This is a genomic window from Flavobacterium sp. 38-13 (genome assembly GCF_001899155.1).
Taxonomy (GTDB): domain Bacteria; phylum Bacteroidota; class Bacteroidia; order Flavobacteriales; family Flavobacteriaceae; genus Flavobacterium; species Flavobacterium lindanitolerans.
Genome location: NZ_MKVG01000013.1, coordinates 29,046 through 52,495, shown reverse-complemented (window position 1 = coordinate 52,495; position 23,450 = coordinate 29,046). Strand labels below are relative to the sequence as shown.

The window sequence follows — 23,450 nt, the reverse complement described above, 5'->3', positions numbered from 1 at the left end:
TGCATCAAGCTTTGCCTATAATGACCGTTTTTCCGGTAATCCGCATGAGGACAATATTGCGGCCGAATCGCCTGTAATTAATCTGAGTGCTGCTTTTGCAAACGGCGAAACCTTATTGGAGCTTACAATGCCCTATGGCTATCGTTATAAAGCCAACGATGCCTTACGACTGGAATATTGGGATGCTGCCATTTCTGCCTGGATTCCGTGGGGCGAAAATATTCCCGGCAATGCAAATACGTCTTTTGCTGTCAGCAATTTTTGTTCGCTTCCTAAAACCCTTTATATTTCGGAAATGCTGAACATTTCGGGTTTTACAACGGCACAGCTCACAGGATTCCGTTATCGGTTGTTTTATGATGATGACCCGGCCGGAGCTGCCTGGAACTATGGTTTTTGCTTTGACTCGCCAACATTACGTTCGTGGTCGTGTGCGGCTCCAACCCGGCTTACCGCTACCGGAGTAGGTTCCAACCCGATAACGTGGGACAATGTTCCAGGCATTGCAGGCTATGAATATGTTTTGAATACTACAAGTGCCAACCCGACAGGTGCGGGAACGCCTACGTTGTCGAATATTTTTCTGCCTTCCAATTTGTCTTTACCGCCAAGCACCAAGCATTTTTTCCATGTTAGGGGCGTCTGCACGGCCTCACAAAGTCCGTGGCGAACCATTTCGTTTATGACCAGTCCTATCAATGACAATTGTACGGCGGCAATTGCCCTGACGGTTAACCCGACAGCCGTTTGTACGGTAAAAACAGCCGGAACGCTTGAATCGGCTACAGATTCTGACGAACCTCATGTGGGTTCAGGTCGTCCCGATGACGATGTGTGGTATACGTTTGTTGCCACGGCAACTTCGCACCGCATCGAATTGACGAATATTACCGGAAACGGCTCGGAAATAATCGTGCATGAAGTCCTGGAAGGTACCTGTGGCGGCGGACTGATTAGCGTGCACCTCAGTGAGCCTGACCTCAACCCTACTTCGAGTACTCCGCGTGCGCTGACTATAGGCAATACTTACTATATCCGCGTATTTACGTATGCTTCTGATGCCAACACCCAAACTGATTTTGACATCTGTATTACTACTCCACCGCCACCTCCTGCCAATGACAACTGTTCCGGTGCCTATACGCTTACTGTTAATCCGACTGCTACCTGTACGGCTGTTACGGCCGGAAGTCTTGTTTCGGCTACAGATTCCAATGAAGGAAATCCTGAAATTGGAACGCCAAACGATGATGTGTGGTTTAAGTTTACTGCTACACAAACAGCGCATCGTGTTACTTTACGCAACGTAAGCGGCATGCCAAGAGATTTGGTAGTAGAAATTTTGCAAGGCAATTGCGGCAACCTGACAAGCATGAAAATCAGCACTTCTTATGCCAATACCATTTTCGGCCTCACGATTGGCAATACCTATTATGTAAGGGTGTTTAGCGAATCGCCTGATACCGGTGCTACTACCACATTTAATGTTTGCCTGAGCATTCCTCCTACAGGCGCCATTTGTGAAAAACCAATTGTAGTTTCGGGATTGCCTTATACCACTACTGATAATACTATCAATTATGGCGATGATTATGATTTTCCACAAGGAGGAGAATCGGGCTGCGAAGGAACCAACAACCATTATCTGGGTGGCGATGAAACCGTTTATGCCTATACGCCTGCTGCGAATCAGACCATCAATATCCGGATTCCTGGCGCTCCGGGCTGGACGGCTATTTTAGTTTATACGGATTGCAATGCTATTGGTACCGGGGCAATAGCCTGTGCCAACGGGGATTTTGAAATTGGTGACAGGGAAATTAATGAACTTGCCGTGACAGCGGGAACTACCTATTATATTTTACTGTCAACACAACCGGCACCCCAGAGTTTTGCCTATACGCTGAATATTACGGAAGAATCGTTGGGAACGAAACCTTTTGACGATAGCAGCTTTAGGGCATATCCTAATCCTGTAAAAAACATACTCAATCTTTCGTATAAAGAAGAAATGACAGCTATCAAAGCATTTAATATTTTAGGTCAGCAGGTGCTTTCTAAAAACATCAATGCAACCGAAAGCGAGGTTGATATGTCTGCCCTGCACAGTGGTACTTATCTGGTAAAGGCCTATGCCGGCGAAGAAGTCAGGACAATCAAGGTAATCAAACAGTAACAATCCCGAAAAAACATAAAAAAGCCGCCCAATGGGGCGGCTTTCTGTATTTAGGAATGTATCAGGATTATTTTTCAGGATTAAGAACTCCTATGAAGCTGTTCTTTCCGTCAAAGAATTTGTTGGCTGCTGCCTTCATATCCTGAACTGTAATCTTATTAAGTTCTTTTTCAAAATTCAGGAATCGCTCAACGCTATCTCCTGAAAATTGAAGCTGTTGCAATTTGCCAATCCAATACTGGTTTGTTTTGATTTCTTCTCTTCTTCTTTCGATAATAGCAATTTTTACTTTTTCTAAATCTTTCTGTTCCGGACCATCCTTTTTAAGCTTGGCAATTTCTGCTTCTGTCTGTTTCAGGATTGGTTCAACACTTTCCGGTCCGGTTGGCAATTGTGTCTGGATGCTATAGTTGGAATAAGGCTCTTTGTCCATCGAACCCTGGAAACCACCGCTATAGATTGAACCCATTTCTTCACGAAGCTTTTCGATAACGCGAATAGTAAGAATGTCTCCAATCATGTTGGCTTTCAGCGCCATGTCTTCACTATATGGCATTTCTCCAAAATATTGCGCCACCACAAGACTCTGAGGTTCTGTTCCTTTATTGAACATGAATTTGTTGTTTCCTGGTTTTAATCTCAGGCCATTATCCACAAATTTAGGTTCTTTTCCGCTTGTTGGCAGGGAAGCCAAATATTGCTCCAATAAAGGTTTTAATGTATTTTCATCTATATTTCCTACGAAGAAGAAGTGGTAACCGTCTGCTTTTCCAAATTCATTCTTGTAGATTTCAACAGCACGTTGCGGATTTATGGATTTAATTTGCGCCTCTGTTGGAATTACCATTGGTCGAAGCGGGTTGTTGTTGTACATTACATTTACAAGCGTATCCACAAAAGCTGCCTGTGGGTTGGATTTGATAAATTTAAGCTGCATCTGCATCTTGCTAACATATCCGTTAAACAGGCTTGGGTCAAGACGAGGCTCTGTCAGTTCCAGATAGTTCAATTGTAAAAGACTTTCGATATTCTTGATATCAGACCTTCCTCCTATTTCATTGGTAGTTTCACCCATAGATTGTCTTACAGAAATATTCTTTCCTGTCAATGATTTGTTCAGGTCTGTTGGCGTGAACTTGCCATAACCCATAGTTTCAATTACAGAAGTCAGCATAGATACTGTTGCCTTATCTTCAACTCCATACGCATTTGTACCTCCTTTTTTAACACCTGTGAAAAGGATTTCATCGCTCTTGAATGTAGTTGGTTTTACGGTAACTTTAACTCCGTTACTCAAAGTGTAGGTAGTCGCTTCTAATTTGGCGTCTTTTTCCACTTTAGTAATTTTCCCTTTTGCAGGCATTTTATCCAAAAGAGTAGTGCTTATGGCAACTTCTGCTTTTTTCTCTGCTTTTTGGGTAAACGATTTTTGTATAGCTGCCAATAAGGTAGCGTCATTGTTTATAAGCGCATCTTTTGTTTCAGAACTTAGCACATAAGCAAAGAATTTCTCCTTGTCTTCTTTTGAAAACAGTTTTTTGAATGCAGCTGTTACTTCTTCAGGCGTAATGCCCGGAAGCAGGGTTTTGTATAGTTCCAGTTCTTTTTCGATACCAGGAGCCGCCTGACCTATGAAAAAGTTTTCTTCATATTCGCCTAAATAGGCTGCTGAATTAGTCGTATTGCGTTCGTTATACTGTTTTTCAGCATAGCTTAGCAAACTCTTTTTAACCAATTCCAACTCATCTTTCGTAAAACCGTATTCTTCAATGCTAAGCAATTCTTTTACCGCAGCGTTAAGAGCCGTAGTCAAATCAGCCACCGGTATTACCGTTAAGCTTAATGCCTGATAGTTTCTGATGTAGGTTGAATTGCTTGTCTGTGCAGCTGAAAATGGCGGTGTTGCTTCTGAAGCAAGGTCACGGTAACGACGGTTGATAGCGCTAAAAGCTAACTGTTCAACCAATGTATTTCTGTAATCGCCTACGGTTTTGTCTGCTTCTGTTTTTCTTGGAGAGAAATTAAGTGACAATCTTGTTGTAGTCTGCTCAGGGTCTGTAAGGAACATAACTTCCTGTTTAGTATATGGACCTGCACCGTGTTCTACACGCTGTCTTGGGTTGCCTGGATTCACAAGCGAGCTGAAATATTTTTTCACCAAAGCTTCACCTTGTGCCGTAGTCACATCTCCCACTACTACTACAGCCATCAAATCCGGACGGTACCAGTCTTTGTAGAATCTTCTCAAAACATCCGGCTTGAACGTTTTTAGTAATTCTTCTTTCCCTATTGGAAGTCTTTCACTATATTTAGAATTCAAAAGCGGCGGAAGGAATTTTTTTCTAAGTCTGCTAATCGCACCCAGATTTGCTCTTGCTTCTTCAAGTACAACTTTTCTTTCCTCGTCAATATCCTTGTCTGTCATCAAAGCACCCTGAGCCCAGTCTTGCAGGATTTGGAAAGCTGTTTCCAGATTTTTAGGATTGTCTGTAGGAATTGGCAGCATGTAAACCGTTGTATCAAATCCGGTTTCTGCATTCAGGTCGGCACCAAATTGCACTCCCATTGATTGCAGGTTGTCTACCAGTTTGTTTTTTGGAAAGTTTTTGGTTCCGTTAAACAGCATGTGCTCTGTAAAGTGAGCCAATCCCTGTTGGTCATCGTCCTCCATAATAGAACCTGTATTTACAAGCAGACGAAGTTCTACCTTTTTCTCAGGCTTGCTGTTGGGACGGATGTAATATTTCATTCCGTTTTTCAAAACCCCTGTAGTTGTTTTGGGGTCTGTAACCAGCTTCTCGCTAAGATTCTGCGCGGTTGCGCTTTCTACAGCCATGAGGCAAACTGCCCCATAGAAACCAGCCGATAAGATGATTTTAAATAATTTGTTTGTCATTTTCGGTTATAGTTTTAAGCTTAATAGTTTACCAATAACATACCTCTATGCTATTACAATTACACATTTGTCATACATTATTATTTTTTGTTACAAATTTTATAATGTGTGTTGTGTCAAATTATTTAAAAAAAATATTATGCCTTTGTTTGTGGGGATTGTTGAGTGAAAAAATATTTCAAAAGAGATTCTTATTATTCATTATTCCTTTGAAGTTGCCGTTCCTTCTGTAGTGCCTCGCTCATTTTACTAATAAGCAATCTATACTTTTCCTGCTCTTCAATTCCAACCTGTTTGCCATTGATGTAGAAATCGGGTCTGCCGTCGCCTATCTGTATCAGTTTGTTTTGTACCGTCAGTATCGATGGTTGTAATAGTATGTGCCTCTCCATTAAGTTCCGGATAAGGCATTTCCATCGGTTCCTTTTGTAATTGCTTATTCTTTTTTATAACATTTGGAAGAATGACAACCATCACTATACAAACAGCTATTGCCAAAAGAATGGGAATTAGTTTTTTTGATTTTGGTTTGAATACAACCGCAGTGTTACTTTTTGCATCTGTAATAATTGCATGCAGTACATATCCTTTTTTAGGAATTGTTTCTATAATTTCTTTATTGGTGTCTTCCAAAGCTTTTCTTAAATGAAATATAGCCTGTGAAAGGCCTTCATCACCACCTCCATAGTCGTTCCAGATTTCTTTAATGATATATTCGCGTGTTACGACTTCTCCACTCTGTTCTGCTAAAAGACATAACAACTGCATCAGGCGTGCTTCCAGCCTTATTTCTGTTTGGGTTTGCAAATTTGTGATTGCATTTATGGACGGTGTGACTAAAAAACGACCGTTGATAGTAAATTCCTGCTGCTTCATTTTTAAAGATAAAAAGATGACTGTAAAAAAAAGAGTGTTTTGCTTTTATAAAGCCTTAAAATATTTTCTAAAGATAAAACAAAGCTTTTGTAAACAGCTGTTATTGAGAACCCTTATTACTTTCGGGTAAAAATTATTTATATGAAAAATCTTGTTCTGCTTATTACTCTAATAATATTTCCTTCTTTTCTTTTTGCACAAAAGGCAACCATCAGCCAGAAAGAAAAACTACAGTTACTGCAAAATGTGACACGGTTAGTAAGTTCTTATTATGTTTATCCAGATAAGGCTAAAGAAATAACAAACTACCTAAAGGATGTATATACGACCGCAAAATATGATTCTCTCAACAGTCCAACCCAATTAGAAAATGAAATAACAAAAGATATTTTCTCTATCAGCAAAGACAAACATATTCGTATAGAATATAATCCCGGGCTTGAAAACGACATTCTTAAATTCAATGCTTCTGGAAAAAATGCCGCCAAAATATCACATGTTGACCTTGAGAAAGAAAGGCAGAAGAATTTTTACTTTAGGAAAGTAAAGATTCTTCCATCCAACATAGGCTATATAGAATTCACCAACTTTGCAAAACCTGGAAAAGAAGCCAATAAAACGCTGGCGGCTGTAATGCAATTTATCAGCAATACTGATGCGCTGATTATAGACCTGCGTAATAATTATGGTGGTAATGGAGCTATGGTAAATGAAATACTCGGCTATTTTTTTGAAAGTCGTACCTATACAGGTAGGGCTTTTAACCGGATAGAAAACAAATGGACCGATAGTTATATAGGTACTAAAAAGAAGTCTGAAAAGTTATTTTTTAATAAGCCTGTCTACATCCTGACCAGCTCTGCTACTTTTTCTGCAGCCGAAGGTTTTGCCTATACTTTACAACATCTAAAAAACGCAATCGTTATTGGCGAAACCACACGTGGCGGCGCCCATCTTACGCGAAGTTTTAGCCTGGGTAATGGTTTTGTTGGATTTATACCTTATGCCCGATTTGAAAATACAATCACTAAAACTGATTGGGAAGGCAAAGGTGTTATTCCTGATATTGCTACAGCTTCTGAAAATAGCCTGATGATTGCACAACAGGACATCTTAAACAAGAAACTATTATCCGCAGATGAAAACGAAAAGAAGAAAATAAGCTGGCTGCTTAATTATTACAAATCAAAAACAACAATCATAACCATTAGCAGTAATAAAGCTAAAAGCTATGAAGGACGCTATGCTGAATTTGAAGTGAAATTTGAAAATAATGAACTAAAAATGCGAGACACCAATCAGCCTGTTATTCAATTTAAAAGCCTGAAACCTATAACGGAAAACTTTTTTCAGGTGGGCGAAGATTATCAGATAGAATTTTTAAGCGATATAAATGGTAGTGTTAATGCAATAAAAATGTATTGGGAAGATGGTTGGAGTGAAGAGATAGAAAGGTTGGGATTACGGCAATAATTGCAAACAAGTATAACAAATATGTTTTAATTATTATACTTGCTGCTTAATAGGGAAACAAAATAGCTGCTTTAATTATTTTGATCTTTCATAAATTGTTTCAAGATCTTTTTTTGCTACAGAAAATTCAAAATACTTTGGTTGATACAATATTGAATTATAATAGACAACTTCTCCGATCTTTTTACCATCAATATAGCTTAAAGCAATAAAATGACTTATTAATGTGTCATAAAGATTGTTTATATCTCTCTTTTTGTATGATTCTGTAATTTCGTAACCGATAAAATCAAAATCTTCAAAGTCGAAATCCTGATAATAGTAGTAATCCTTATTATTGAATTTTGGAAGTTTTTTGATGAATTCGACGATCTTGTCATTTTTCTTTAGGGTCATAAGAACCTTAAATCGACCTCCTATTAATCTGTCAACCATATTAAAAAAGAAAATAGCTTTTTCCGTTTTATTTTTGAAGCCAAGAGTTTCTATATTAATATTGACAGCGCTTAAATCACTTTCATTAAAAAGTGTACCGACCGCTCCACTAATGCGGTAATAATAATTATCCAGCAACCAACGTTCATCAATTTTTCTTGAAAGCACATCTGCAGCTACATCTTTAACGTCTCTTGGTTTTTTCGTTTTACTCACACGATTATAATGAATTTCTCTTATGACATACCACATGATCAATTCATCATTGCTAGGTCGAGAAAGAAACTTTGAATCTAAAATTGTTTTTTGTGCTTTTCCAATTTCAATAGACTTATCTACAATATTATTTAGTTTTGGTGTTCGTAAAGAATCCATTGATTTTGCAAACTCCTCTCCTCTTGCATTTGGATTGAGTGAATATATTTCACCCATTGCAATTAAATTTTTCAAATCTTTTTTATCCAATTTTAATTGTGCCTGGCAAAAAGAAAATACAAAAATTAAGAATGACGTTAAAAAGGTTTTCATGTTTTTTTGGTGATGTTTTATTAGATAGAATGCATTGTTACTATTAAGTTATCCTATAAATTGCTGTTAACGGCTGGTTGAATTTTTACTGAATACTCCAATTAACAGGTTAATCAAATAAATTGGTAGTCCTATAAAGACATTAAACAGAAATAAAACAACCAACGTTTGATTAATCAGTTCATAATTTTCAGATGTAGGAAGTGTTTTTTTTGCAATTAGATTGGAATAAAAAACTACCGTCCAATACGCTAAAAAGCTTCCAAAAAAAATTATACAATGAATTAAAGTCAAATAACGATTAAGCTGCTTCTTTACTATTTTTTGAAGAAGCCAATAGCAACTTCCAAAAAGAAAATAATACAAAGAAACCATTACTATTGTATGGTTATAGGCTATTATGAAATAGGTATCATGAATATTAATATCGAATGTATCATTAGCTAAATCACGGGTAAAAAATCCTAGTATCAGCACTAGTAAAGCGATAATCCAGAAGCAATGGTAAACTTTAATTTTTCTTAAACCCATATTTATTTATGCAATCAAAAAGCTTAGCAACTTCACTTATATTCAAATTATTTCTTTGACAAATAAAGTATATATTTTCCGAATATCATATTGCAAATTATAAAATATGTAAGAATAGGTTTAATACAAAAACTCCTTTCGAATTTCGAAACTCAGCAGCACAAATCATTTTTTATTCCAATATCATTTGTTGGATTTATGCAAAAAATTGCCCCGCAAACTCCTACATAAATTCCTTGGCTTTGGGTCAAGATAGGAATTAATAAGGTGCCTGCGGGGCGGTAAAAATCAACAGTCAACTCTAATCGGTTGAATACCGTTATCTTTTGTTATAATTGGAATATTCTGAAAGTGTTTGAACCGGTGTTGCCTGTCCTAAGAACTTAGCCATCATATCCAAATTTTCGGTGGTAGTGAAATAACGCTTTGCCTGTTCGTTCCAGCTATATTTTATAGTAAGATCAAACTTTTCGGCATTCAGCATTTTGATTTTTAACGGCTTTTCGTTGATTGCCTGTACCTGTTCTACTCTTTTAGTTTTAAGATTGATGGTCATATACATACGGCAGTCTCTCATGAAAGCAGCATCTTTATCAGAAGGATTTGGATTCTGTTTGTAGCTTATAACCAATTGGCCCGGTGTTTCTTTTTCAATTCTGTAGGTCGCATCATCCGTCTGGGCTGCCGGCTGCTCTTTTTTCTGATTTTTACGAAAGGAATTCGTATCGGAACGCGAAGCCGATTTGCCGTCTACGGTAAGTACTGTCCATTGTTCTTCTTTTGGTAATGACGGGTCAAACTGTGCCCTGATTACTTTTTGGCTGGCTGAAGTTATTGTGGTCTGTTGAAGCTCATAAGCATAATTCTTAGGAAGCTGCAGATTTTCCGGATTAAGAACACCTGTATCAATATTATGTTTTGCAAAGGCATCCAACACTGCATTTTTTTGGGCTGAAACGCCTATTGTCGATAATACCATAAAAAGAGCTAATAGCAATTTCATTCCATTTTGCACTCCCGATTTTGTTTCTTCATGAGCCATTCCTATTCTGCCCATTGCATTACTTTTTTTCATAATTCTTCTGTTTTTATTATTTTGATGGGGCAAAATTAGGAGCAGCGTCTGGGCCTTTGGGAACTTAACTGAGTGAAACGTCCAAACTAAAAGGTGAAATGCCTGGAGGAAGAAGTGAAATGATTTTTAGTCGGCTAGATTCCGTTGTTTTTTTGTTTGGCACGCGGATTATCACGCATTAAAATAATTACGCAAATTTAAGAAGCCTATTAAACTTAGTGCCTCAGAACCTTAGCCCCTTTTTTTAGCCACAGATTAAATCAATTACACAGATTTATGAAGTCCAAGCCAGACCAAAGTGAACTTTGCGGCTCTGAGTCTTTGCGAGCAATTATTTAACGCAAAGACGGCGAGCGTGCCAGAGCCGAAAAGCAAAAAAAATTAAACTTATTGGAATCTATTTTGATGTAATAAAGTTTCTAATAATCCAGCCATTCCTTAAACAAAGGTGCTTTTGTACGGCTGATGATAACTTCTTCGGGGGCATTTTTGATTTTAAGTTTTAGCTTGCCGTTAAAATAATTCTGCACCTGTTCGATAGAATTGGCCTGTACAATATATTGGCGGTTGACCCTGAAAAAATTTCTAGGTTCCAGTTCCTGTTCTAAGGCTTCTAAAGTTTGCGGCACTACGACCTTTTCTCCATTAAAAAGATAGGCATAACTAATGTTCAGGTGCGAATAAAAAAACGCAATCTCTTCGACATTAATTTTACGATAGGCATCGCGATACGGCAGTAGGAAACGTGTGCGGTATTCTTTTGGTTGCATTCTGGCCAACAACCCTTCTACTAAAGCATGCGGCAATTGCGGAGCCCTGGATGTCTGTTCAAATTTGGCTAAAGCGGCTTCTAATTCATCCTTGTCAATAGGTTTTAAAAGATAATCAACACTATTATATTTGAAGGCTTTGACCGCATATTCGTCATAAGCAGTCGTAAATATCACAGGACATTTAACCTCAACCCTATTGAAAACTTCAAAACTCAGTCCGTCGGCGAGTTGTATATCCATTAATATCAAATCCGGACATTCGTTTTCAGTAAGCCAATCCACTGCTTTGGCAACACTGCTCATAATACCTGCAATCTTTATATCAGGCCGAATCCGGGACAATAATCTCAGCAAACGTTCCGAGTTTAGCTTTTCATCCTCAAGGATTAGTATGTTTCGTAGTGTGTTCATGAAATAAGCGGTACTTTAACGGTAAAGGTTTTGCCATCCTCTATTACAGAAGGTTTCCTGTCACTCAGCAGAGCATAACGGTCAATAATATTCTTTAGGCCTATGCCTGTAGAATCCACATTATTCACCAGCGGCAGCAAATTATTGGTTACGACCAATTCGTCATTATCATTAGAGTAAATAGCAACATGTAACGGATTTTCTTCTTCCGTCCGATTGTATTTGAGTGCATTTTCGATAAATAATTGCAACGTCACGGGCGGAATCATCATTTTAAATTTGGATGCTTCAATATCAATCATAAAAACGCAGCCTTCGCCCATCCTGTGCCGTATCAAAAAAAGATAGGCATCCAGAAATTTCAGTTCTTCAGCTAAAGGAATGAGTTTCTTTTTAGAGTTGACAAGCAAATAACGGTAGACTTTAGTAAAGTTTTCTGTGTATTCATAGCCTAGCTGCTGGTCTTTTAATATCAGTTCCGAAAGTACGCTTAGGTTATTGAATACAAAATGCGGGTCGAGTTGCATTTTAAGTGCCTGTAATTCGATTTCGGAAGCCAATTGCTTGTTTCGGACAGCATTGATTTCATGCTCTGCAGCTTTTATGGTGGCTTCCTTCCAGTTCCGCAACAGAAAATCGCCGGTATTAAGGGCGCTGACCATCAAAGCCCATAACATAATTGAAATAATGGTATAGACTCCTTCGCGCAAACCAATAGGCGAAGGCTGCGGATTAGTAGTGCCCCCAAATATCAGATAAGCAAATGTGAGGCAAATAATGAGGAACAAAGCTCCTAAAATCTGGAATATTGCCTGAATCAACAGCCTTTTCAAAGGACGTACCATCCACGGAATTTTCTTATTGAGCTTACGGTCTATAAAAAGGCTGAACCATACGATAGCCACACAGAATATAAGGTTAACCAACACATCTTCTACCTGCTTGTAGACTGGCATGGCAAAAAAATTATGCCAATACGAATAAGGAAAAATAATAAACACGGTTGCATAGGACACAAAAAATGTAAAAGTAACCAGCAGCACGTTCTTGATGCTGTTCCTTTTTGTGAGATTCGTTTTTTCCTGATGTCCCATGTAATTCTTTAGGTTTAACCCAATTATGGGTTATTAGTTGGTTTTTCCGGTTTTTGTTACAATAAAAAAAGCACGAATTGAATTGCAATTCGTGCTTTGTATATACTGTAGTGAAATCAAATTACTCCGCTTCCCTCTTTAAGCCTTTAATATCTTTTAAAAATATCTTTTTGCCTTTAAGTTCAATGAGCCCGTTTTTATTAAAATCTGACAGCAAACGGATACAGCTTTCAGTTGCCGTTCCAATCATACTGCCAATTTCTTCACGGGTCAGTTGGGTTTTCAGGCTTCCATCTTCGTGCGTACCAAAGGTTTCCTGTAGGTGCAAAAGCGTTTCAGCCAGACGTTCACGCACGGTTTTCTGTGCCATGTCCACGACGTGGTCGTCGGCTTCTTTAAGGTCACCGCAAATGGCGCGCATCACATTCATTGAAAATGCATTATTCTTGTTGAATAACGGCATGATTTCGCTTTTTGGGATAAAGCATACTTCCATGTCTTCAAGCGCAATGGCACTCAGGTTGGCCGGCTCATCACTAATCATGGAGCGCTGTCCTAGTAATTCTCCTTTAGAGACTAACTTAATAATCTGGTCCTTGCCGTTAGCGCTTAGTTTGGACAACTTGCAAACTCCGTCCTTAACGCAAAAAATGCCATTCACATTCTCTCCTTCCTCAAAAACAGGTTCTCCTTTTTTGATGGTATAGGACGACTTGCAGTCCGCTATTTTCAGCAGTTCCTCTTTATTGAGGGCCTTAAGCGAACTAAACTCTCGAACGATACATTGCTCACACTTACTCATGGGCGGGATGGGAATTAGTTTTGCAAAGATACGGAAAACCATGATAATTATCATAGTTTGTGCTTCAGGCATTTCCAAACTTTGCACCAGGTAAATGAGCAAATTATGGACATGCACAGTTGTTTTCACTGCGGTCTTGAAGTTATTAAAAAAGAAGAAATCGTTTTTGACGGAAAATCATTCTGCTGCAAAGGCTGTCAGACGGTTTATGAAATTTTCGCAGACAACGGACTTTCGTCTTACTATGACTTTGGAAAAATGCCGGGCGCTTCGCCTCAGGCCGTAAATGGAAGATATGATTTTTTAGACAACGAAAAGATAACCTCCAAATTATTGGAATTTCAGGAAGAAGGCACCAGTATTGTCTCTCTGTATATTCCGCACATCCATTGCAGTTCCTGTATCTGGATTTTGGAAAACCTGCACCGGCTTCATCGTGGTATAGGCTCTTCTCAGGTCAACTTCTCAGAAAAAAAGGTGCGGATTATTTTCAATCCGCAGGAAACCAATCTCAAAGACATCGTTTTGATGCTCTGCACTATTGGTTATGAGCCTTATATTTCATTGGAGAATTATGAAAAAGGCAAGACTGCATCAGACCGCAGCCTTATTTATAAATTGGGAGTAGCTTTTTTCTGTTTCGGAAACATCATGCTGCTTTCCTTTCCGGAATATTTTGAAACCGAAGAATTCTGGCTCGACCAGTACCGTGGTTTTTTCCGCTGGCTCATTTTCGGACTGTCGCTTCCTTCTTTTCTTTATTCCGCAAGCGGCTATTATGTTTCTGCCTACAAAAGCATCCGAAACGGTATGTTCAATATCGACATCCCGATTGCGTTGGGAATCATCGTCATGTTTGTCCGCAGTACCGTAGATATTGTTCTGGGTTACGGACAGGGATTTTTTGACAGTCTTACCGCTCTTGTCTTTTTTATGCTGGTTGGCCGACTTTTCCAACAAAAAACTTACAGTTTCCTTTCTTTTGAAAGAGATTTCAAGTCGTATTTTCCAATTGCCGTCACACAAATCAAGGCACAGGAAGAAGTTTCTGTTCCTGTATATGATATCCAAAAAGGTGACCGACTGCTTATCCGCAATCAGGAACTGATTCCGGTAGATGGTATACTCATCAGCAACGATTGCCAGATTGATTACAGTTTTGTAACCGGAGAAGCTGACCCCATCCATAAAAAATCAGGCGATAAGGTTTTTGCCGGTGGGCGGTTATTGGGACAGGTAATTGAAATGGAAGTCTTAAACTCGGTTTCCCAAAGCTATCTTACCCAGTTGTGGAGCAATGATATTTTTCAAAAGAAAAATGCCGTGCAACGCAGAAGTATTACCGATGCCATTAGCCGTTACTTTACGCCTGCCCTGTTGCTGATTGCTTTTTTAGGTTTCAGCTATTGGATTTTTAAAGATGCTAATACTGCTTTTAATGTATTTACCGCCGTATTGATTGTGGCTTGCCCGTGTGCATTGGCATTAACTGCTCCTTTCACGTTAGGTAATGTATTACGAATTATGGGCAGGCAGAAGCTCTATCTTAAAAATGCCGGCGTAATTGAACAATTAGCCAAAGCCGACATGATTGTTTTTGACAAAACCGGAACCATTACAACCAGCAAGGCATCTGATATTTCATTTATTGGAAATCCGCTGTCTGCTATAGAACTGTCATACATCAAAAACCTGCTTCGGGGTTCCAACCATCCGTTAAGCCGCAGGCTGTATGATTTCCTTCCTGTTGCCGAACTGCGTATTGTGCATGGTTTTGAAGAAATTACCGGAAAAGGTATTGAGGGTATTATTGACGGAAACTGTATCCGGCTTGGAGCGGCTTCCTATGTAGGGTGCGAAAACTCAAGCAATACACAAACGGCAGTGCATATTGCCATCAACAACGATTACAAAGGAAGTTATGTTTTCGACAACCAGTATCGCAAAGGTCTTCAGCAGCTATTTCAGAGTCTAAAAAAGAATTATGATATAAAAATCCTTTCGGGAGATAATGACGGCGAACGCAAACAGCTGGAAAAGCTACTACCTGAAGGTACAGAATTGTTATTTAACCAAAAGCCGGAACAAAAACTGGAAGCCATCAGAAAATGGCAGGAAAAAGGTCATAATGTAATGATGGTTGGCGATGGTTTGAACGATGCCGGAGCATTGGCACAAAGCAATGTGGGGATTTCTATTTCTGAGAATGTCAATGTATTCTCCCCGGCTTGCGACGGCATACTCGATGCAACGGAGTTTTCGAAGATTGCCTATTTCCTGAAATTTTCTAAAAAGGCCATTACTACTATCAAGATGAGTTTTACGCTTTCGCTGCTTTATAATGTCGTTGGATTAGGCTTTGCCGTTAGCGGAAAACTGTCGCCTCTGGTGGCGGCCATTATTATGCCGTTAAGCACCGTAACCATTATCAGCTTTGTTACGCTGGCCAGTAATTATTATGCCCGAAAATTAAAACCCAAAACCGGCCGGGTATGATAAATATCATGTTTTTCCCGAAGCCGCCAAAGTAATTTTGTTCTTATAAAATCATAAGGTATGAGCGTCATCTATTTATTAATCTCCATCAGCATTGTCGTGGCTGTTGGCTTCTTTATTGCTTTTGTGAGGGCGGTCAGGGGCGGACAATATGACGATGACTATACTCCATCGGTTCGGGTACTTTTTGACGATGAAGTTGTTTCTAAAAAACAGGAGCACCCATCCAAAACCCGGAAAAATTGTCCGGAAACCAATCCTTAATATCTGATAACCCAATAAATCCAAAATCAAGCATGGAAGTACAACAGTTTTACTATGACAACAAAATCGTAAAGAAGTTCCTTTACGCGACCATCATCTGGGGTGCGGTAGGGATGCTTGTAGGGCTTTTGATAGCCTCAATGTATCTCTTTCCAAACCTGACGGAAAACATTTCATGGCTCAGCTACGGAAGGCTGCGTCCGCTGCATACCAATGCGGTTATTTTTGCCTTTGTGGGTAACGCTACCTTTGCTGGTATTTATTATTCGATGCAGCGTTTGCTCAAAACCAGAATGTTCAGCGATGTGCTGAGCAAGATTAATTTCTGGGCGTGGCAGTTTATTATTGTAGCCGCCGCCATCACGCTGCCATTAGGCTATACTTCTTCCAAAGAATATGCTGAACTGGAATGGCCTATAGATATTGCCATTGCTGTGGTTTGGGTCGTATTTGGTATCAACATGATTGGAACGATTCTCAGAAGAAGAGAGCGCCATCTCTATGTGGCTATCTGGTTCTACATCGCTACTTTCGTAACCGTAGCCGTACTGCATATCTTTAACAGCCTTGCGCTTCCGGTTGGAGCGCTAAAAAGCTACTCAGTATATGCCGGAGTACAGGATGCTTTGGTGCAATGGTGGTATGGACATAATGCCGTAGCATTTTTCCTTACAACACCTTTCCTTGGGCTGATGTACTATTTCGTGCCAAAAGCAGCCAATCGTCCGGTTTATTCCTATAGATTGTCTATCATTCACTTCTGGTCATTGATTTTTATCTATATCTGGGCCGGACCTCACCACCTGCTCTATTCCTCATTGCCGGACTGGGCACAGAACCTGGGTGTGGTATTCTCCATTATGCTGATTGCTCCTTCGTGGGGTGGTATGATTAACGGCTTGCTGACATTACGCGGTGTTTGGGATAAGGTACGAACAGAACCGGTTTTGAAATTCTTTGTCGTAGCCATCACGGGTTATGGTATGGCCACATTTGAAGGACCAATGCTATCACTTAAAAACGTAAACGCCATTGCTCACTTTACCGACTGGATTGTAGCCCACGTACACGTAGGTGCTCTAGCCTGGAACGGATTCCTGACCTTCGGTATGATATACTGGCTGCTGCCACGCATGGCAAAAACGTCATTGTATTCTAAAAAGCTGGCCAACTTCCATTTCTGGATTGGTACTTTGGGAATCATCCTGTATACGCTACCAATGTATGTGGCAGGCTTTACACAGGCTTCAATGTGGAAACAGTTTAATCCTGACGGTTCTTTAGTATATGGGAACTTCCTTGAAACTGTAAAACAGATTATGCCAATGTACTGGATGAGAGCTATTGGAGGTACCCTGTTTATTATTGGACTGTTTGTAATGATTTACAACATCGTAAAAACTGTAAAACAAGGAAATGCAATCGAAGACGAATTGGCCGAAGCACCTGCTTTACAGAAAATTACAAACAAAAGGCTGAAAGGCGAAAAATTCCACCCCTGGCTGGAAAGAAGACCTATACAGTTAACCATTTTGGCAACTATTGCCATCCTGATTGGCGGTATCATACAGATTGTGCCAACCATTATGGTAAAATCAAATATTCCTACAATTGCAGCGGTTAAACCTTATACACCACTGGAACTGGAAGGACGCGACTTGTATATCCGTGAAGGTTGTGTTGGCTGCCATTCGCAAATGATTCGTCCGTTCCGTTCTGAAGTGGAGCGTTATGGTGAATATTCCAAATCAGGAGAATATGTCTATGACCACCCGTTCCTTTGGGGTTCTAAGAGAACCGGACCAGACCTGATGCGACTTGGGGGCAAGTATTCAGACAACTGGCACTTTAACCACATGTGGGACCCAAGAAGTACATCGGCCGGATCCATCATGCCATCCTACAAATGGCTTTTTGATAACAAACCGATGGATTATTCCGATATCCAGAAAAAAATGGAAGTTATGGTACAACTGGGTGTTCCTTACAGTAAGGAAGAAATTGCCAACGCACAGGCCGCTATTAAAAAACAGGCGCTGGCTATAGAGAAAAATCTGTATAGTGACCCTGACTTCAAGAAAAGCTATGAAGAAAGTCAAAAGGCCGCCGCTGCCAAAGGTGAAACCTTTGTACCAATGCATCAAAGAGAGATTGTTCCTATGATTGCCTATCTGCAACGACTGGGAACCGATATCAAAGTCAAAGAAGCAAAAACCAACAACTAATGCCATGCTGAAATTCATCAAACACAATATGGAAACCATCTCAGGAATTGAGATTTATCCTATCATTTCACTACTGATTTTCTTTTTATTTTTTGTAGCCCTTTATGCATGGACCTACACTTACAAAAAAGAAAAAATCACCGAAATGAGCCATATTCCTTTCGAAAGCGAAAACGAAATCGATAACCTCAAAAACGACAAGCCATGAAAAAAATCTTTCCGGTATACCTGAGGGTACCTATCATCTTCTTTGCCGTATTTCTGGCTATGGAGTATTTTATCGACTCTGGCGACAGGCCTGCTTTTCTGAAATATCCAATGATTTCAGTGTTTCTGGTCGTATTCCTGTTCCTGCTTATCGCGATTGAAGTGGTTGTGGCCGCAGTAGACAATGTGACCTATCATTTGTTGACCGATGAACAGCGAAAACAGTTGGAAGAAGCCAACGAAATTAAGATTACGGACAGCAAACTGTTCCAAAAAATCAAAAAATGGTTTGTCAAGGAAAGTCCTATCGAACAGGAAGCCGATATCATGCTGAATCATGATTATGACGGAATCAAGGAGTTGGACAACGACCTGCCGCCCTGGTGGACCAAGCTGTTTTATGCCTGTATTGTTTTTGCCTTTATCTATCTGGCAAAATACCACATCTTTGGACATGACAACCAGGCTAAGGAATTTGAAACCGAAATGGCCGAAGCCAAACTAGCTGTTGAAGAATATAAAAAGACAGCCAAAGACCTGATTGACGCCGAAACGGTGACCCTGCTTACAGACGCCGGCGATATTGCTGCCGGAAAAACAATATTTGAAACCAATTGCGTGGCCTGTCACAGGCCGGATGCCGGTGGAGCTATTGGCCCTAACCTGACAGACGACCATTGGATTTTGGGTGGCGGCATTAAAAATGTCTTCCATACCATCACAGAAGGTGGTCGCGACGGTAAAGGAATGGTGGCCTGGAAAGGTACTTTGAAACCTTCTGAAATCCAGCAGGTCGCAAGTTATGTACTATCGCTTCAGGGCTCTAACCCTAAAGACCCTAAGCCGGCCGAAGGTAAAATATGGGTAGAAGAAAATGCACCAAAGGCAGATACTAAAACAGAAGAAGCAAAAACGGTGGCCCAAAACTAAGGGCTGCCGTCTAAAAAATAAGAATTATGCCAAAAATGCGGGATGAATCCTTTCGCGATGCGATTGGAACGGTAGATGACAAAGGAAAAAGAGTATGGGTCTATCCTAAGATACCTACAGGTAAATTGTATGAAAAGCGCAAGATTGTCAGCTATTTTTTACTGCTGTTCCTGTTTGCCGCACCATTCATCAAAATCAACGGAAACCAGTTCCTGCTCTTTAATGTGACCGAACGTAAGTTCAACATTTTTGGATTTCCTTTTTGGCCGCAGGATTTCTACCTGTTTGTTATTTCTATGTTGGTAGGAGTCGTGTTTGTGGCATTATTTACAGTAGCTTTCGGAAGGATTTTCTGTGGTTGGATATGTCCGCAGACCATCTTTATGGAAATGGTCTTTCGCAGGATTGAATTCTGGATTGACGGCGACCGAGGAGCGCAGATGCGACTTGACAAACAAGATTGGGATGCCGAAAAAATTCGTAAAAGGCTGTTGAAATGGATTATCTTTTTTATCATTTCTTTCCTGATTGCTAACGTTTTCCTTGCCTATCTTATTGGTAGTGACGAACTGATTCGTTTGGTACAAGAACCCCTGGCTAACAACCTCAGTACTTTTATAGCCTTATTAATTTTTACCGGAGTTTTTTACTTCGTCTATGCGTGGTTTCGTGAACAGGTGTGCATTATTGCCTGTCCTTACGGAAGATTGCAGGGCGTACTACTGGACAATAAATCAATCATTGTGGCTTATGACCATGTTCGTGGTGAAAAGGAAAAAGGCAGGGCAAAAATTGATAAAAGAGAAGACCGTACGCTTAGCGGCAAAGGCGACTGTATTGACTGCAGACAGTGTGTCAATGTATGTCCAACCGGTATCGACATCCGTAACGGAACACAACTGGAATGCATTAATTGTACGGCCTGTATTGATGAATGCGACGCCATTATGGAAAAGGTTAGTCTGCCAAAAGGATTGATCCGGTATGCTTCAGAAGATGAGATTACAAAACATAAAACGTTTGAATTTACGGCGCGTATGAAAGGCTATGCTTCTGTATTGCTGATTCTCACCGGTATTTTTATTGGACTATTGTTTTTAAGAAATGATGTAGAAGCGACCATATTGAGATTGCCGGGACAGTTGTTTGAACACAAGGGCGAAAACATCAGTAACGTATATACGTATAAAATTGTCAACAAGACGGTACACAATCTTGACGACATCCATTTTGAACTGCTCAGCCCTAAAGGAACTATAAAAACAGTTGGAAAAGCATGGTTCACTATTGATAAGGAAGGAATGGCACAGGGAACGCTGTTTGTAGAAATCCATCCGGCTTTTCTGGAAGGCGACCGTACTTCTATTGAAATAGGTGTTTATCAGGGTGGCAAATTGATTGAAACGGAACGCACCAATTTCCTCGGCCCGAGGAGCTTTAATTAAAAAATAATCGTGCTGTCTGCTAAAGCATAACGGCACTAAAAATTAGAAATCATGAAAAAAATAAACTGGGGAACCGGAATCTTTATTGCTTTTGCACTGTTCATGTCGTTTATCCTCTTTTTTGTCTTTCTGGTACAGTCTGACCACAAATATGATAATGAGCTGGTGATAGAGGATTATTACAAATACGAAACCGGACTGCAATCACAGCTTGACAAAGAAAACAATGCAGAACAGTTGCAGGAAAAGGTAACGGTTGAAGTAAACAAAACCGGTATTACGGTGCATTTCCCTCACGATTTCAATTATAAAAACATTACAGGAAAAGTGTCCCTTTACAGGCCGTCCAGTCAGAAATTAGACTTTGGGATTCCCATCGCATTGTCTTCTTCAAATTTGCTCATACCTAAAAGTGATTTGGCTGACGGCCGTTGGGACATTCTTGTTGAATGGAATTACAACGGCACGGGCTATCTCAATAAAGAACAGCTCACCCTTGAATAAACCAAAATGTTATATTCTGCTTTTTTCTTCGGTTTGATTTCCAGCTTCCACTGTGTAGGGATGTGCGGACCAATTGCCATGATGCTGCCGCTCGACCGTAGCAGTCAGGCTAAAAAGACAGCCCAACTCCTGCTCTATCATTTGGGAAGATTAACGGCTTATAGCACTTTGGGACTAATTTTTGGATTGCTTGGAAAAGGTTTTTATCTGGCCGGGATGCAACAGCAGCTTTCAATAATGGTTGGTGTTTTTATGATATTGATTGCTATTGTTCCTGAAAAGGTATTTATGAAATATAACTTTTCACGGCCAGTTTATACTATTATTTCCAAAGTAAAATCAGGATTGGGGAAACAGTTCAAGAAAAAAAACAACAGCGCCTTGTTTCTTATTGGCCTGTTAAACGGGTTTCTGCCTTGCGGATTGGTTTATGCCGCTTTGTTTGGCGCACTTGCCATGCAAAACGCCCCTTTAGGAATCGCATATATGGCACTCTACGGACTGGGCACCATTCCTATGCTAAGCGCTGCGGCCTATGCAGGGAATTTTTTAAGCAACGGTTTCAGAAGTAAATTGCAGAAAGTAATTCCCGTAGTTACCGTCATTATAGGAACACTCTTTATTCTTAGAGGAATGGGATTGGATATTATGTATGTTTCTCCCGGTGATATGAGTTTGTTTGTGAAGAGCGGGGCAGATTGTAAATAAAGGTGCTAAGGTGATGAGGCTCTAAGGTGCTGAGGTTTTTAAAAAAGGCGCTGAGGTTTGGTTCTGTTTTCCGAAAAGAGATTTCTTTACAAATAGTTTTGTTTATTCTTTACCTCACACAAAAGACTTAGAACCTTAGTACCTTTTTACCTTAGTGCCTTTCACCTCAATACTTTTCAATCTAGAGCCTTAGTACCTCAAAACCTTAGTAACTTCTCTACACAATCAATGAAAACAACTGTGTTTCCGGTATTCTGCGTTTTAAACGAAGGTCAAACGCCATACAGGCATTGCGTAAAAAAGGTTTTCCGGCTTCTGTAATGGTAAGCTTATTATTTTCAATATGCAGCAGGCCGTCATTTTCCATTTCTGATAATTCGGAGAGTACGGCAGGAAGTTCCGGGAAACAGGCATCTGCATGGTTCCATTCGCTTTCAAAGCGGCACATGAGGTTGAGTATGTGCTGTCTGATAATCAAATCTTCCCTGGTAAGGATGTGGCCCCGGTTTACGGGTATCTGGTTCCATTCCAGCAATTGGTAATAGTCATCCAAATCTTTTACGTTTTGTGCAAAACCATACCAGCTATCGCTTATAGACGAAACGCCCAATCCTATCATAAGTTGTGTTTTGGAGTGGCTGTAACCCATAAAATTACGATGCAGTTTTCCTTCTTCAGTAGCTTTATAAAGCGAATCGGTTTCCAGTGCAAAATGGTCCATGCCAATTTCATGGTAGCCGTTGGAATGCAGTAATGCCTTGCCTATTTCATATAGTTTGCGCTTCTCCTCATCTTTAGGAATATCTTCGTCCTTATAGCCACGCTGTCCGTTACCTTTAATCCACGGTGTATGGGCATAACTGTAAAATGCCAAACGGTCCGGCCTTAGAGAACGGGTCTTTTCGATAGTATCGACCACATCTTCAATCGTCTGAAACGGCAAACCGAAAACCAAATCATGTCCAACAGACGTATAGCCAATTTCTTTAGCCCATAACGTTGTTTTTGCCACATTGGAAAAAGGCTGGATGCGGTGAATGGCTTTCTGTACGGTTTCTGAATAATCCTGTACGCCAAAACTCACCCTGCGAAAGCCAAGGTCGTATAGTTTTTGCAGGTGTTCTTTTGTTGTATTGTTGGGATGCCCTTCAAAACTAAACTCAAAATCTTTAGCCTTAGTCCCGGTTTTCAATATGCCGTTAATCAGGTCTTCCAGATGTTTTACGGCAAAAAAAGTAGGTGTTCCGCCGCCCAAATGAATTTCCTTGATAACAGGCTTTTCATTCATTGCATGGCAATACAACTGCCATTCCTTTAAAACGGCTTCCAGATAAGGCTGTTCTACGTTATGGTTTTTGGTAATGCGTTTGGTACAGCCGCAAAATGTGCAAAGGCTTTCGCAAAACGGCAGGTGAATATAGATGCTGATTCCTTCGGCAGCATTGCTTTCGCGGAATGATTTTTTAAAAGATTGAATCCAGGCTTCATAACTGAAATCACCACTCTCCCAATACGGAACGGTTGGATAGCTCGTATATCTTGGACCGGGAACGTTATATTTTTGAATAAGAGAATTGCTTGGCATAATCGGTAATTTTATG

At 40.0% G+C, this 23,450-nt stretch carries 19 protein-coding genes; 10 read left to right on the top strand and 9 right to left on the bottom strand.

The window, feature by feature from the left end; genetic code table 11:
* Positions 1 to 2,176: T9SS type A sorting domain-containing protein (locus tag BGO88_RS08245; RefSeq protein WP_286706571.1), on the top strand; the 2,176-nt coding region annotated here is incomplete at its 5' end.
* Between the two features lie 67 nt (positions 2,177 to 2,243).
* Here the strand turns inward: BGO88_RS08245 and BGO88_RS08240 are convergent.
* A complete protein-coding gene (locus BGO88_RS08240) occupies positions 2,244 to 5,072 on the bottom strand; it encodes a M16 family metallopeptidase (RefSeq protein ID WP_277014801.1) in 2,829 nt (942 codons plus the stop codon).
* A gap of 279 nt (positions 5,073 to 5,351) precedes the next feature.
* A complete protein-coding gene (locus BGO88_RS08235) occupies positions 5,352 to 5,948 on the bottom strand; it encodes a winged helix-turn-helix domain-containing protein (RefSeq protein ID WP_286706570.1) in 597 nt (198 codons plus the stop codon).
* 141 nt (positions 5,949 to 6,089) lie between these two features.
* Between BGO88_RS08235 and BGO88_RS08230 the strand changes: the two genes are divergently transcribed.
* On the top strand, positions 6,090 to 7,421 hold the full coding sequence (locus BGO88_RS08230) for a S41 family peptidase (protein ID WP_286706569.1): 1,332 nt from the start codon (positions 6,090 to 6,092) through the stop codon (positions 7,419 to 7,421).
* A 75-nt stretch (positions 7,422 to 7,496) separates the two neighbouring features.
* Here the strand turns inward: BGO88_RS08230 and BGO88_RS08225 are convergent, their stop codons facing one another.
* The 6 genes from BGO88_RS08225 to BGO88_RS08205 form a co-directional block, all read right to left on the bottom strand.
* Positions 7,497 to 8,384 carry a hypothetical protein gene (locus tag BGO88_RS08225; protein WP_286706568.1) on the bottom strand — a complete coding sequence of 296 codons (888 nt, stop codon included), beginning with the start codon at positions 8,382 to 8,384 and terminating at the stop codon, positions 7,497 to 7,499.
* A 66-nt stretch (positions 8,385 to 8,450) separates the two neighbouring features.
* Positions 8,451 to 8,915, bottom strand: a complete 465-nt coding sequence (locus BGO88_RS17385; RefSeq protein ID WP_353743395.1) for a cbb3-type cytochrome c oxidase subunit I — start codon at positions 8,913 to 8,915, stop codon at positions 8,451 to 8,453.
* Between the two features lie 319 nt (positions 8,916 to 9,234).
* Positions 9,235 to 9,990, bottom strand: coding sequence for a hypothetical protein (locus BGO88_RS08220; RefSeq protein ID WP_286706567.1), 756 nt, complete (start codon positions 9,988 to 9,990; stop codon positions 9,235 to 9,237).
* A gap of 419 nt (positions 9,991 to 10,409) precedes the next feature.
* Positions 10,410 to 11,174: a LytR/AlgR family response regulator transcription factor gene (locus BGO88_RS08215; protein WP_286706566.1), complete on the bottom strand. Its 765-nt coding sequence runs from the start codon at positions 11,172 to 11,174 to the stop codon at positions 10,410 to 10,412.
* On the bottom strand, positions 11,171 to 12,268 hold the full coding sequence (locus tag BGO88_RS08210) for a sensor histidine kinase (RefSeq protein WP_286706565.1): 1,098 nt from the start codon (positions 12,266 to 12,268) through the stop codon (positions 11,171 to 11,173). Before BGO88_RS08210 ends, BGO88_RS08215 begins: the two co-directional genes overlap by 4 nt.
* A gap of 121 nt (positions 12,269 to 12,389) precedes the next feature.
* On the bottom strand, positions 12,390 to 13,070 hold the full coding sequence (locus tag BGO88_RS08205; protein ID WP_056066688.1) for a Crp/Fnr family transcriptional regulator: 681 nt from the start codon (positions 13,068 to 13,070) through the stop codon (positions 12,390 to 12,392).
* Between the two features lie 105 nt (positions 13,071 to 13,175).
* Between BGO88_RS08205 and BGO88_RS08200 the strand changes: the two genes are divergently transcribed.
* Genes BGO88_RS08200 through BGO88_RS08165 form a run of 8 tightly spaced genes read left to right on the top strand, consistent with a single transcriptional unit; the run spans position 13,176 to position 21,849 of the window.
* The gene (locus BGO88_RS08200) at positions 13,176 to 15,566 is read left to right on the top strand and encodes a heavy metal translocating P-type ATPase (RefSeq protein ID WP_286706564.1); all 2,391 of its coding nucleotides are present in this window, start codon (positions 13,176 to 13,178) and stop codon (positions 15,564 to 15,566) included.
* A gap of 60 nt (positions 15,567 to 15,626) precedes the next feature.
* Complete coding sequence (gene ccoS / locus BGO88_RS08195) at positions 15,627 to 15,830, top strand: cbb3-type cytochrome oxidase assembly protein CcoS (RefSeq protein ID WP_056065388.1); 204 nt, start codon at positions 15,627 to 15,629, stop codon at positions 15,828 to 15,830.
* A gap of 32 nt (positions 15,831 to 15,862) precedes the next feature.
* Positions 15,863 to 18,055 (top strand): cytochrome-c oxidase, cbb3-type subunit I, encoded by a 2,193-nt coding sequence (gene ccoN, locus BGO88_RS08190; protein WP_056065385.1) that lies wholly within the window; start codon positions 15,863 to 15,865, stop codon positions 18,053 to 18,055.
* A 4-nt stretch (positions 18,056 to 18,059) separates the two neighbouring features.
* A complete protein-coding gene (locus tag BGO88_RS08185) occupies positions 18,060 to 18,263 on the top strand; it encodes a cytochrome c oxidase subunit IV (RefSeq protein WP_056065382.1) in 204 nt (67 codons plus the stop codon).
* Positions 18,260 to 19,192, top strand: a complete 933-nt coding sequence (locus BGO88_RS08180; protein WP_286706563.1) for a cbb3-type cytochrome c oxidase N-terminal domain-containing protein — start codon at positions 18,260 to 18,262, stop codon at positions 19,190 to 19,192. The genes BGO88_RS08185 and BGO88_RS08180 overlap by 4 nt, the downstream gene beginning before the upstream one ends.
* Before the next feature lie 26 nt (positions 19,193 to 19,218).
* Positions 19,219 to 20,637, top strand: a complete 1,419-nt coding sequence (gene ccoG, locus BGO88_RS08175; protein WP_056065376.1) for a cytochrome c oxidase accessory protein CcoG — start codon at positions 19,219 to 19,221, stop codon at positions 20,635 to 20,637.
* A gap of 51 nt (positions 20,638 to 20,688) precedes the next feature.
* Positions 20,689 to 21,141, top strand: a complete 453-nt coding sequence (locus BGO88_RS08170) for a FixH family protein (RefSeq protein WP_286706562.1) — start codon at positions 20,689 to 20,691, stop codon at positions 21,139 to 21,141.
* Positions 21,142 to 21,147: 6 nt separating this feature from the next.
* A complete protein-coding gene (locus tag BGO88_RS08165) occupies positions 21,148 to 21,849 on the top strand; it encodes a sulfite exporter TauE/SafE family protein (protein ID WP_286706561.1) in 702 nt (233 codons plus the stop codon).
* A 217-nt stretch (positions 21,850 to 22,066) separates the two neighbouring features.
* Here the strand turns inward: BGO88_RS08165 and hemN are convergent, their stop codons facing one another.
* Positions 22,067 to 23,434, bottom strand: a complete 1,368-nt coding sequence (hemN, locus tag BGO88_RS08160) for an oxygen-independent coproporphyrinogen III oxidase (protein WP_286706560.1) — start codon at positions 23,432 to 23,434, stop codon at positions 22,067 to 22,069.
* Positions 23,435 to 23,450: the final 16 nt, after the last annotated feature.